Genomic DNA, 12,180 nt, shown 5'->3' on the forward strand with positions numbered 1-12,180 from the left:
GAATTTCCGAAGTCATGGGACCCTCAGTCGAGGGAATACGTAGCTGCCGCTCTGGTCGAGGCCACGGTTCTGGGTTACCGTTGCGGCCATGACTGCGACTGCGTCCGTGAAGACCGTGGCGAGCAGCTGGCTCAACGGTACGTCCACTCAGACCTCCGGTCCCGCGCACCGGGTCATCAACCCTGCCACCGGCGCCCCCGTCGCCGAACTCGCGCTGGCGACCGTCGGCGACGTCGCGGCCGCGGTGGCCAGCGCGCGCGCCGCCCTTCGCGGGTGGGCCACCGCCACCCCCGCCGACCGCTCCGCGGTGCTGGCCAGGCTCGCCGAGCTGATGGAGGCCAACGCCGAGCTGTTCATCGCCGAAGAGGTCAGCCAGACCGGCAAGCCCGTCCGGCTGGCCACTGAGTTCGACGTGCCGGGCAGCATCGACAACGTCGCGTTCTTCGCCGGGGCCGCGCGCCACCTCGAGGGCAAGGCCAGCGCCGAGTACTCGGCCGACCACACCTCAAGCATCCGGCGCGAGGCCGTCGGCGTGGTCGCCACCATCACGCCCTGGAACTACCCGCTGCAGATGGCGATCTGGAAGGTCATTCCGGCCCTGGCCGCCGGCTGCGCCGTGGTGATCAAACCCGCCGAGCTCACCCCGCTGACCACGCTGACCCTGGCGCGCATCGCCAAGGAGGCCGGCCTGCCCGACGGGGTGCTCAACGTGCTGACCGGCGCGGGCGCCGACGTCGGCAACGCACTGGCCGGGCACCCCGGCGTCGACGTCGTGACGTTCACCGGTTCGACCGCCGTCGGCCGCAGGGTGATGGCCGCCGCGGCCGTGCACGGGCATCGCACCCAGCTCGAATTGGGCGGCAAGGCACCGTTTGTGGTGTTCTCTGACGCCGATCTCGACGCCGCGATCCAGGGTGCGGTCGCCGGGTCGCTGATCAACACCGGACAGGACTGCACCGCCGCCACCAGGGCGATCGTGGCCCGCGAACTCTACGACGACTTCGTCGCCGGTGTCGCGGAGGTGATGTCGAAGGTCGTCGTGGGGGATCCCTTCGACGCAGACACCGACCTGGGTCCGCTGATCTCCGCCGCGCATCGGGACAAGGTCGCGGCCATGGTGTCGCGGGCCCCGGATGAGGGCGGGCGCATCGTCACCGGTGGCCATGTGATCGACCGACCGGGCTCGTTCTATGCGCCGACGCTGATCGCCGACGTCGATGAGAACTCCGAGGTGTACCGCGACGAGATCTTCGGACCGGTGCTGACCGTGCGGTCGTTCACCGACGACGACGACGCCCTGCGGCAGGCCAACGACACCGAGTACGGGCTCGCGGCCTCGGCGTGGACCCGTGACCTCTACCGCGCGCAGCGCGCCTCGCGCGAGATCAACGCGGGCTGCGTGTGGATCAACGACCACATCCCGATCATCAGCGAGATGCCGCACGGCGGCGTGGGCGCATCCGGCTTCGGCAAGGACATGAGCGACTACTCGTTCGAGGAGTACCTGACCATCAAGCATGTGATGAGCGACATCACTGGCGTCGCCGACAAGGAATGGCACCGGACGATCTTCACCAAGCGCTAGCCCCGCTGCGTGACTGGTCCACCGTGGCGGCCAGCCGGGGTGGGTGTCTGAAATGCCCGCCTCTGAGCGAATTTCGCCATGTCCGCGGCTGCGCCCAGCGGTGGTGGAGCAGCCCGCCCCCTCAAATTCGCTCTGAGGCGGGCAATTCGAACAGGTGCCCCCGGAAGCCCGGCGCCCCGCCCCTCAATCCCGGGGGATCACCACGACCGGGGCGTCGACTCCGGCCAGAATGCGGGAAGCGGTGAAGCCCAGGAAGATCCGCTTGGGCGCCGCGAATCTGCTGGAGCCGACGACCAGCAGGTCGGAGTCGGTCCAGTTCAGCTTCTTCAGAGCCGATTCCAGGGTCATGCCGTCGGCGACCAGCGACTCGATCTCCGGGGCGTCGGGCAGGGCGTGGGCCGCGACATTGAGGTTCTTGCGTGCCGCGGCCACCTGAGCCGCCCGCAGCTCCTTCAGGTTCTCGGCCTCGGCGAGGTTCTCGGCCGACACCAGCGACAGCATCCGGATCGGCAGCGTTGCGGCCCGCGCGAGTGCGATCGAGAATGGCAGCGGGTTGTCGTCACCGGGACGGGTGGGGACCGCGGCCGTGATGGCGGTGATGGTCTCGGGTGGGTCGTCGGCGTACCCCCGGGGCGCCAATGCCACCGGGATCGAGGAACTGTGCAGCAGCGCACTCGCGACGGGTCCGATCATGTGACCGCCGAAGAACCCGTCGCGTGCACCGCCGACCACAATGAGATCGGAGCGCTTCTGCTCGGCGAAGGTCATCAGAGTCTCCGGGAACGATTCCCCCACCAGAACATTGGGCGTCACCGACTTGGCCGCTCCGGTCAGCGTCGTCACCGCCTTGGCGATCCACTGCTGACCGCGTTCGATCAGCAGCTCCTGGTACTGGCCCCGGCCGGGGTGGCCGTCGGGCAGTTCGTGGCGCACGACGAGCACGACATCCACATCGGCGTCGAAGGTGCGGGCGAACGCGGCGGCCAGTGCCGCCCCGTCATCGCCGGTGGGGGTGGCGAGGTAACCGACAGTCAGATGCATTGCGGTACCTGCCCTTTCGTATCAGTACACATCCGGGACCTTGACCTCCGTGTCGGGTGTCAGGGTCTCGCCGCGGAAGAATCGTTTGGTGCCGAATGCGAAGCACGCCAACATCAGCGGAATGCCCAGCACCAGCATGCCGACCCCGAGGACGAAAACGCCGCCGACGGGGCCGAACGCGGTGTAGCCGTACTCGGGATCGATCATGTCCCGCGCGCTGATGCCGAACGCCCAGGTCATGGCGAGCCCGCCGAGCAGTGGGAAGACCCCGCGGAAGAACAGGTTGCGGGCCGAGGTGAACAGCGTGGCGCGGAAGTACCACACGCACGCGAACGCCGTGATCCCGTAGTAGAACGCCACCGCCAGACCCAGTGAGGCCACCGAGTCCGCCAGGGCGTTCTCGCTCAGGAAGGTCAACAGCAGGTAGAAGAACAGCGCGGCCAGCCCCATCACGATCGTGCCGAACGCCGGGGTCATGTACCGCGGGTGGACGTGCGAGAAGCGTTTGGGGATGGCCTCATAGACGGCCATCGACAGCGTGCCGCGCGCGGTGGGCAGGATCGTGGTCTGGGTCGACGACAGCGCCGAGATCGAGACCGTCAGCAGCAGCAGAGACGCCGCGATCGACCCGGCGACCGGCGCGCCGAGCACCGTCAGCACGTCGTCGGTGTTCATCGGGTTGTTCAAACCGATGCCGACGTGGCCGAACCCGGCGAACGACTGGATCGCATACGCCACCAGAACGTAGGTGCACACCAGGATCACGGTGGTGATGAGTGCGGCGATTCCGGGTGTGCGACCGGGATTCCTGGTCTCCTCGCCGACCGCGAGACAGGCGTCCCATCCCCAGTAGATGAAGATGCACAGGATCACCGCGGCCGCGATTGAGTGTGAGTCCAGGCCGCCGGGCCACAGCCAGGACAGCGACGGCGAGATGGCCTGGGCGCCAGCGGTTCCCGCGAAGACCCGCACCAGGGCGATGATGCTGACGACGATCAGCACTCCGAACTGAATCGCGATCAGCACGTTCTGCATCCGTTCGGACACCACGATTCCGCGCGCGCTCACCAGTGTCATCGCGATGATGAAGAAGGAGCCCAACAGCACCTTGGCCCAGATGTTCTCGGCCAGTGCGTCCTGGCCGAGGAACTTGAACAGATAGATCGCGGCGATCTCTGCGACGTTGGCCAGCACGATGATCGCCGAGACGGCCAGACCCCAGCCGCCGATCCAGCCGATCCACGGACCGAATGCCTTGGTGCCCCAGGTGAACGTGGTGCCACAGTCGGGGGTGTCCTGCGACAGCTCCTTGTACGCGAACGCCACCAGCAGCATCGGGATGAAGGCCAGCAGGAACATCGACGGCGCCTTCTCGCCGACCGCGAGCACGACGTAACCGAGTGTCGCGGCCAGGCTGTAGGCCGGCGCCACCGCCGACAGGCCTATGACGACGTTGCCGACGAGGCCGAGCGCACCAGCCTGCAGGCCCTTGTCCGAGGTTGCTGGCGCCGGATGTTCCGCGATGGCCATGGGTGGAATATACGACTCTGAGCGGGTATTGGTGGGGGACTGCGGGATTTGCTCGGACAGACGAATCGTGCAGACAAGTAGCCTCGAAACATGACTCCCGGCGGTCAGCAGGAGCGGCAGGACGAGTTCGAGTCGCTGCGGCCGCATCTGCTGGCCGTGGCCTACCGGTTGACCGGTTCGTTCTCCGACGCCGAGGACATGGTGCAGGACGCCTGGCTGCGGTGGGCGTCGGGCAAGCACGGCGAGATCGTGGACCTGCGGGCGTGGCTGACCACGGTCGTCAGCCGGTTGAGCCTGGACTGGCTGCGCTCGGCCGCCCACCGTCGGGAGACCTATGTCGGGGACTGGCTGCCCGAACCCGTCGTCGTCGACGTCGGGTCCGACGATCCGCTTGCCGCCGTCGTCGCCTCCGAGGACGCCAGGTTCGCCGCAATGGTTGTGCTGGAACGCCTTTCGCCCGATCAGCGGGTGGCCTTCGTCCTGTACGACGGCTTCGGGGTGGGCTTCGCCGAGATCGCCGACGTGCTGGGCACCAGCGCCGCCGGGGCCCGCCAGTCGGCATCCCGCGCGCGCCGGGCGGTCGCCGGGGCGTCGGCGCCGCCGCGAGATCCGGCGCACGACGAGGTGGTCGGGCGGCTGATGGCCGCGATCGCCGCCGGGAACATCGACGAGGCGGTGGCGCTGCTGCACCCCGACGTCACGCTCACCGGCGACGCCAACCGCCGCGCCCCGACCGCGCCGCGACCCATCGTCGGCTCCGAGAAGGTGGCCCGGTTCCTGCTCGGCCTGGCCCGCCGCTACGGTCCGAGGTTCTTGACCGCCACGCGGTTGGCGCTGGTCAACGGCGAACTCGGCAGCTACACCGAGGGACTGCCCGCGGACTCGGACTATCCCGACATGGCGCCGCACGTCATCGCCATGACCGTGCGCGACGGAGCGGTCTGGGCGATCTGGGACGTCGCCAACCCGGACAAGTTCAGCGGGTCGCCGTTGGCCCGTCGGTCGCCCAGGGCACCCGGCACGCGTCCCCGGAACTGAACCCCTGCTCGGTGATGTCGAGCGCGGCGTTCATCCGGGCGCGCATGTTCTCCACGCCGATCTGCGCGGTCAGTTCGATGACGCCGGCGTCGCCGAAGCGCTGTCGCAGGTCGTTGACCTGCTCGTCGGTCACGGTGTGCGGATCGGTGGTCATGGCCTCGGCGTAGGCGATCGCGGCCCGCTCGTCCTCGGTGAACAGCGGAGAGGTCGGCCAGTCGTCGATGTGCTGCAGTCGGGCCAGGTCCAGGCCGTCCAGGCGCATCAGCATCGTGCCGAAGTCCACACACCACGAGCAGCCGATGCTGCGGGCGGTCCAGTACACCGCCAGTTCGCGCACGGCGGCGGGCAACCGGGTGCTGGCCCTGTCCAGGAGTCCTTCATGCACTGCGCTGGCGACCAGCAGTCCCCGGTGGTGGGCGTAGACGGCGAAGGGTTCGGGCACCTCACCGAACCGCCGTCGGGCGAAGCGGTACATCAGCCTGGTCAACAGCGGAGCGTTCTCGGGCGCCAAGGGGGCGATGCGTGACGTGGTCATACTCATGAGACGAGACAGCCCGCCGATGTGTGACAGCCTCAGCCGGGAGGCGGCGGCGGTGCCGGCGCCCCGGGCGGCGGCGGGATCTTCGGGTAGGTGCGCCCCGTGGTCGGCGCCGCCCCGCCGTCGGCGGCCGGGGCCGGCGCGGCCCGCCCCGGGGACGGATCCCACCCGGTGTCGACGAGTCTGCGCTGCACCGCGATCGCCAGCACCAGCAGCACGGCGCCGATCAGCAGCATCACCACGACACCCCAGACCGTGCCGAGCCGGGCGGCGTTGCCCAGCAGGATTCCGTACCAGCCGAAGTCGGTGTCGCCGAAGGTGGTGTTCTCCTCGCCGAACGAGCCGAGCACGCGGACCAGCAGCGCGGGAAGGAACGTGATCAGCAGCCCGTTGACGAACCCGCCCGCGATCGCGCCGCGGCGTCCGCCGGTGGCGTTGCCGTACACGCCCGCGGCGCCGCCGGTGAAGAAGTGCGGCACCAGGCCGGGCAGCACCAGGACCCACCCGAACGCCGGGCCGAGCCACAGCGACAGCACGGCGAGTCCGGCCAGCCCCGCGACGAAGCTCGAGATGAAGCCGATCAGCACCGCGTTCTGGGCATAGGGGAAGACGATGGGTGCGTCGAGCGCGGGCACCGCGCCGGGGACCATCCGCTCGGCGATGCCCTGGAACGCCGGCACCAGTTCGCCGAGGATGGTGCGGACGCCGAACAGGATGACCGCAACCGCGACGCCGAAGCTCAGGCCCTGGGTGACACCCATCATCAGGAAGTTCCCGACCCCGCTCGCCGCACCGGCACCGGTGTCGTCGGCGTACGCGGCGAACGCGGTCTCCTCACCCGCCCTGCCCAGATAGATCAGCGACACCACGACGTACATCAGCACCATCGACAGCGCGGTGGCGACCATCGAGTCACGAAGGAAGCGAAGGGATTCCGGGAGTTTGAGGTCTTCGGTGGAACGGCTCTTGGCCCCGCCGACGAAGCGTCCGGTGATGCCGGAGGCGATGTAGCCGAGCGTGCCGAAGTGCCCGATCGCGATGCTGTCGTCTCCGGTGATGCGTCTGGTCCAGGGCTGCGAGATGGCGGGCAGCGCCACCATCACCACGCCCAGCAGCACACCGCCCACCGTCACCACCACCGTCGCGGGCAGACCCGCGGTGGCCAGCACGATGGTGAGCAGGGTGGCCATGAACAGTGTGTGATGGCCCGTCAGGAACACGTAGTGCAGGGGAGTGAACCGCGCGAGCAGCAGGCTGATCGCGAAGCCGAGGATCATCAGCCAGGCGACTTGTGCGCCGAACTCGTTCTGTGCGATGCCGACGATCGCCTCATTGGTCGGCACGACGCCCTGGCTTCCGGCAGCGCCCTGGATCATCACACCCAGTGGTTCCAGGGACGCGACCACCAGCGCCGCGCCCGCGCTGATCAGCAGGAAGCCCAGGGTGGCCTTGAGGGCGCCGCCGATCACCTGGCCGACCGACTTCCGCAGCGCGATCAGCCCGACTGCGGTGATGATGCCGATGAGATAGGCCGGGACGGCCAGGATCTCGTTGACGATGAATTCGGCGATGCTGACCAGCCAGTTCACTCGTTGCTCCCTCAGACGTCGTAGGAGTCGCGCAGGGCCGTGTCGACCTCACGGGTCGAGGTGAAGTTCTCGATCACCCGCACCGGAATGCCGACATCGCCGAGGGTGCGCGCGATCTCGCCGGAGGTCAGGATCAGATCCGCCTCCTTGGCCCGTCCCTTGGCGGAGATGGTGTCGGTGGCCTCGACGTTGATGTAGGGCGCCCACCCCCAGGTGCCGAGCACCTGTTCGGTGGTGTTCTTCAGGAACAGGCTGGTGCCGAGGCCGTTCCCGCACACCGTCAGGATGAGGTTCTTGGCCTGGCGTGCCGGTGCGGTCGGCTCCGCTGTGGGGCGACTCTCGCCGGTGAGGACCGCCAGCAGCTCGGCGGGGGTGCCGGCGGTGTCCAGGGCCGCGCGCTTGTCGGGGTTGCCGAGCACCTTCGCCAGGTCCGCCATGGCGGTGTTGTGCGCACCGGAGTCGGTCGCCGCCAGCGCCACCACCAGCGTCACCGGATCGTTGGTCTTGTGGCCGAAGGCGATTGGACTGGCCAGCCGCACCCAGGACATGCCGGTGCGGTGAACCGCCGCCGAGGGGCGCGCATGCGCGAACGCGAAACCCGGAGCCACGACGATGTAGGGGCCGTTGGATTCGACGTTGTCGATCATCGACTGCGTGTACGGCGCATCAGCGACGCCGTCGCGTTCCAGCAGGGCGCCGGCCTTCCGGATGGCCTCCTGCCAGGTGGTGGCGGCGACGCCGAGTTCGATGCGCTGTTCGGTGAGCAGTTCGGACAGGCCTGCCATAGATGCGACAGTAATCCGTCGTCACGCTCCCCGGGCCGAGTTGGGCGCTCTCAGCTGGGCTTCGATGGGGCGGACCATTGCCCGGTGTTCGACGCGGACGTCGTTGGCCACCACGTGAAGCGGGAAGGCCACGCGAAGTCCAAACGCCAGCAACGCTTGTCGCGGTCGATCACCGATCGAAGGTTGAGGCCGTTGAGCCTGATGTCCTGGGTGGGCTGTCCCCAGCAGTAGATGTTGGGCCAGATCTTCACCAGCACGCCGGTTCTGATGTGGCGCTGAAGAGTTCGGCGGCCCAGGTGCTGTTCCATCTGTGCGAACGTGGCGACGCTGCCCTGACGGGCGAAGATCTGCAGCAGTTCAAATGGGAGGTCGGTGAACACGCCGTAATACTCGGGTGCATGTCGGTTCTGCGGTATTCACCCGTGTTCGGGACACCGGATGACCCGCGAGCTTGCAGCTGCGTACGGTTTTCGGCCCGAAATGTGTACGTGGCTGCGAGCTGGACGTGAAAGCGCACAAATGCCGCGAGCGCGCCCCCGTACCTGGGTGCGCGCTCGGCGGGACGAAGAACTAGCGCGCGAACATCAGCGCGCGCTTGACCTCCTGGATCGCCTTGGTGACCTCGATGCCGCGTGGGCAGGCCTCGGTGCAGTTGAACGTCGTGCGGCAGCGCCAGACGCCGTCGACCTCGTTGAGGATGTCGAGGCGCTCGGCGGCGGCCTCGTCACGGGAGTCGAAGATGAACCGGTGCGCGTTCACGATCGCCGCCGGACCGAAGTACGAACCCTCGCTCCAGAACACCGGGCAGCTCGTGGTGCAGCAGGCGCACAGGATGCACTTGGTGGTGTCGTCGTAGCGGGCCCGGTCGGTCTGGCTCTGGATCCGCTCCCGGGTGGGAGGGTTGCCGCTGGTGATGAGGAACGGCTTGACCGCCTTATAGGCGTCGAAGAAGGGCTCCATGTTCACCACGAGATCCTTCTCGACCGGCAGGCCGCGGATGGGCTCGATGGTGATGGTCAGCTGCTTGCCGGCCTTCTTCGGCAGCATGTCGCGCATCAGCACCTTGCACGCCAGCCGGTTGACGCCGTTGATCCGCATGGCGTCCGAACCGCACACGCCGTGCGCACACGAACGCCGGAACGTCAGCGTGCCGTCGAGGTAGCTCTTCACGTAGATCAGCAGGTTCAGCAGCCGGTCGGACGGAAGGCACGGCACCCGGAAGCTCTGGAAGCCGGCCGCGTCGGGGTTCTCCGGGTTGAACCGGGCGATCTTGAGCGTGACCATCACCGCTTCGTCGGGGACGGGGGGCAGTGGCGGATCGCCGGCTTCTGGCTTGTCGAGTACAGCAGTCATCAGTACTTCCGCTCCATCGGCTCATAACGGGTCTGGACCACGGGCTTGTAGTCCAGCCGGATGTCGGACAGCAGCTCGCTGCCCTCCTTGTACGCCATGGTGTGCCGCATGTAGTTGGTGTCGTCACGGTCGGGGTAGTCCTCGCGGGCATGCCCGCCGCGCGACTCCTTGCGGTTGAGCGCACCGACCACGGTGACCTCGGCCAACTCCAGCAGGAAGCCCAGCTCGATGGCCTCGAGCAGGTCGCTGTTGAAGCGCTTGCCCTTGTCGTGCACGGTGATTCGCGAGTACCGCTCCTTGAGCGCGTGGATGTCGGTGAGCGCCTGCTTGAGCGTCTCCTCCGTGCGGAACACCGCGGCGTTGTTGTCCATCGACTGCTGCAGCGCACCGCGGATGTCGGCGACGCGCTCGTTGCCGTGCTCGGAGAGGATGTCGGAGACCCATTCGGTCACCATCCCCGCGGGCTCGGCGGGCAGGTCGACGAAGTCGTGGCTGGCGGCGTACTCCGCGGCGGCGATGCCGGCGCGGCGTCCGAAGACGTTGATGTCCAGCAGCGAGTTGGTGCCCAGGCGGTTGGCGCCGTGCACCGAGACGCACGCGCACTCGCCCGCGGCGTACAGGCCCGGCACGGTGTTGTGGTTGTCGCGCAACACCTGTCCGGTCACCGTCGTCGGGATGCCGCCCATGACGTAGTGGCACGTCGGGTAGACCGGCACCAGTTCCTTGACGGGGTCCACACCCAGGTAGGTGCGGGCGAACTCGGTGATGTCGGGGAGCTTGGCCTCCAGCACGTCCTCACCGAGGTGGCGGACGTCGATGTAGACGTAGTCCTTGTTCGGTCCGGCGCCGCGGCCTTCGAGCACCTCGAGCACCATCGACCGGGCGACGATGTCGCGCGGTGCGAGGTCGACGATGGTGGGCGCGTAACGCTCCATGAAGCGTTCGCCGTCGGCGTTGAGCAGGCGGCCGCCCTCGCCGCGAACGGCTTCCGAGATCAGGATGCCCAGACCCGCCAGACCTGTCGGGTGGAACTGGTGGAACTCCATGTCCTCCAGGGGAAGTCCCTTACGGAACACGATGCCCAGCCCGTCGCCCGTCAGGGTGTGGGCGTTGGAGGTGGTCTTGTACATCCGGCCCGAGCCACCCGTGGCGAACACGATCGCCTTGGCGTGGAAGACGTGGATGTCGCCGGTGGCCAGCTCGTAGGCCACGATCCCGGTGGCAACCGGGCCGGACGGCGTCTCGGTCAGGACCAGGTCCAGGGCGTAGAACTCGTTGAAGAACTCCACGTCGTGCTTGACGCAGTTCTGGTACAGCGTCTGCAGGATCATGTGACCGGTGCGGTCGGCGGCGTAGCAGGCGCGCCGAACCGGGGCCTTGCCGTGATCGCGGGTGTGGCCGCCGAAGCGACGCTGGTCGATGCGTCCCTCAGGGGTGCGGTTGAACGGCATCCCCATCTTCTCGAGGTCGAGCACCGCGTCGATGGCCTCCTTGGCCATGATCTCGACGGCGTCCTGGTCGGCCAGGTAGTCGCCACCCTTGACGGTGTCGAAGGTGTGCCACTCCCAGTTGTCGTCCTCGACGTTGGCCAGGGCGGCGCACATGCCGCCCTGCGCCGCACCGGTGTGGCTGCGAGTGGGGTACAGCTTGGTCAGCACGGCGGTCCGGGCTCGCGGACCGGCCTCGACCGCGGCACGCATCCCGGCGCCGCCGGCGCCGACGATGACCACGTCGTAGCGATGCTCTTGAATCACTTTGGCGGGCTCCCTTGAAAAATCAGGCGATGTTCGCGTCGAACGTCAGCAGCACGTAGGTGCCCAGCACCAGCGTGAAGATCATCGACAGCGCCAACAGCGTGTTAAGCCAGAACTTGGTGGAGTCCTTGCGGGTGTAGTCGGCGATGATCGTGCGCATGCCGTTGCCACCGTGCAGCTGGGCCAGCCACAGCAGCAGCAGGTCCCAGGTCTGCCAGAACGGCGAGGCCCAGCGCTCCGCGACGTAATTGAAGTCGATCCGGTACACGCCGTTCTGCCACATCAGCATGATGAACAGGTGGCCGAGCGCCAGGAACACCAGGGCGATACCCGAGAAGCGCATGAACAGCCAGGCGTACTTCTCGAAGTTGGGCATTCCGGCGCGCCGACGCGGGGCGCGCGGGTTGTCCAGACCGGCGGGGCGGTCGTAGCTCTTCTCCAGGACCGGTGCAATCGGCCGCTCTGCGCTGCTCACAGGAACCTCTCCGCCATGTGCATCCCGAGCACCACGAGTGCGGGAACCATCACCAGCAACCAGATCGCACCCACACCGGCCAGCATCTTGCGCTGATGGCGGGGGCCTTCGGACCAGAAGTCGACGAGGATGACGCGAATGCCGTTCAACGCGTGGAACAGCACCGCCGCCACCAGGCCGACCTCCATGAGCCCGACGATCGGGGTCTTGTAGGTCTCGATGACTTCGTTGTAGGCCTGCGGGCTGACGCGGACCAGTGCAGTGTCGAGAACATGCACGAACAAGAAGAAGAAGATGGTCGCGCCCGTGATGCGGTGAAGGACCCACGACCACATGCCGGGATCTCCGCGATACAGGGTGCGACGGCGCGGCTTGTCTTTGTGCGCCGGTTCGACCGGGGCCGCTGTCGTCATCTGCGCCTCCAACGCCTTCGGTGGACGCCGGGGCCAGTCGTTACCCCAGGCGTGGCGGTGTCTGGAAACCGTCGGGTGG

At 67.8% G+C, this 12,180-nt stretch carries 12 protein-coding genes; 2 read left to right on the forward strand and 10 right to left on the reverse strand.

The features are described from left to right. The first annotated feature begins 88 nt into the window (after positions 1–88). Entirely contained in the window at positions 89–1,585 is a 1,497-nt protein-coding gene (locus A5727_RS03790; protein WP_068244717.1) for a gamma-aminobutyraldehyde dehydrogenase, read from the forward strand. 183 nt (positions 1,586–1,768) lie between these two features. On the opposite strand, the gene A5727_RS03795 is transcribed toward A5727_RS03790, so the two are convergent. Together A5727_RS03795 and A5727_RS03800 are read right to left on the reverse strand one after the other, a co-directional pair. After that, positions 1,769–2,626 (reverse strand): universal stress protein, encoded by an 858-nt coding sequence (locus A5727_RS03795; RefSeq protein ID WP_068244720.1) that lies wholly within the window; start codon positions 2,624–2,626, stop codon positions 1,769–1,771. A gap of 21 nt (positions 2,627–2,647) precedes the next feature. After that, complete coding sequence (locus A5727_RS03800) at positions 2,648–4,156, reverse strand: APC family permease (RefSeq protein ID WP_068244723.1); 1,509 nt, start codon at positions 4,154–4,156, stop codon at positions 2,648–2,650. Between the two features lie 90 nt (positions 4,157–4,246). Between A5727_RS03800 and A5727_RS03805 the strand changes: the two genes are divergently transcribed. Beyond that, complete coding sequence (locus A5727_RS03805) at positions 4,247–5,194, forward strand: sigma-70 family RNA polymerase sigma factor (protein ID WP_068244726.1); 948 nt, start codon at positions 4,247–4,249, stop codon at positions 5,192–5,194. Here A5727_RS03805 and A5727_RS03810 read toward each other — a convergent pair. The 8 genes from A5727_RS03810 to sdhC all read right to left on the reverse strand — a co-directional run bounded on the left by A5727_RS03810 (position 5,133) and on the right by sdhC (position 12,023). Further along, on the reverse strand, positions 5,133–5,729 hold the full coding sequence (locus tag A5727_RS03810; RefSeq protein ID WP_068245315.1) for a carboxymuconolactone decarboxylase family protein: 597 nt from the start codon (positions 5,727–5,729) through the stop codon (positions 5,133–5,135). The genes A5727_RS03805 and A5727_RS03810 overlap by 62 nt on opposite strands. 38 nt (positions 5,730–5,767) lie before the next feature. Then, the gene (ulaA, locus tag A5727_RS03815) at positions 5,768–7,321 is read right to left on the reverse strand and encodes a PTS ascorbate transporter subunit IIC (RefSeq protein WP_068244729.1); all 1,554 of its coding nucleotides are present in this window, start codon (positions 7,319–7,321) and stop codon (positions 5,768–5,770) included. An 11-nt stretch (positions 7,322–7,332) separates the two neighbouring features. Beyond that, entirely contained in the window at positions 7,333–8,106 is a 774-nt protein-coding gene (locus tag A5727_RS03820) for a PTS sugar transporter subunit IIAB (RefSeq protein ID WP_068244733.1), read from the reverse strand. A 50-nt stretch (positions 8,107–8,156) separates the two neighbouring features. Continuing rightward, a complete protein-coding gene (locus A5727_RS03825; protein ID WP_068244736.1) occupies positions 8,157–8,486 on the reverse strand; it encodes a type IV toxin-antitoxin system AbiEi family antitoxin domain-containing protein in 330 nt (109 codons plus the stop codon). Positions 8,487–8,676: 190 nt separating this feature from the next. Further along, entirely contained in the window at positions 8,677–9,459 is a 783-nt protein-coding gene (locus A5727_RS03830; protein ID WP_068244743.1) for a succinate dehydrogenase iron-sulfur subunit, read from the reverse strand. Then, the gene (gene sdhA, locus A5727_RS03835) at positions 9,459–11,213 is read right to left on the reverse strand and encodes a succinate dehydrogenase flavoprotein subunit (RefSeq protein ID WP_068244745.1); all 1,755 of its coding nucleotides are present in this window, start codon (positions 11,211–11,213) and stop codon (positions 9,459–9,461) included. Before sdhA ends, A5727_RS03830 begins: the two co-directional genes overlap by 1 nt. 22 nt (positions 11,214–11,235) lie before the next feature. Then, positions 11,236–11,667, reverse strand: a complete 432-nt coding sequence (locus A5727_RS03840; protein ID WP_197507589.1) for a succinate dehydrogenase hydrophobic membrane anchor subunit — start codon at positions 11,665–11,667, stop codon at positions 11,236–11,238. A gap of 17 nt (positions 11,668–11,684) precedes the next feature. Further along, on the reverse strand, positions 11,685–12,023 hold the full coding sequence (gene sdhC / locus A5727_RS03845; protein WP_068245318.1) for a succinate dehydrogenase, cytochrome b556 subunit: 339 nt from the start codon (positions 12,021–12,023) through the stop codon (positions 11,685–11,687). Positions 12,024–12,180: the final 157 nt, after the last annotated feature.

This window comes from Mycobacterium sp. ACS4331 (genome assembly GCF_001667265.1).
GTDB lineage: Bacteria > Actinomycetota > Actinomycetes > Mycobacteriales > Mycobacteriaceae > Mycobacterium.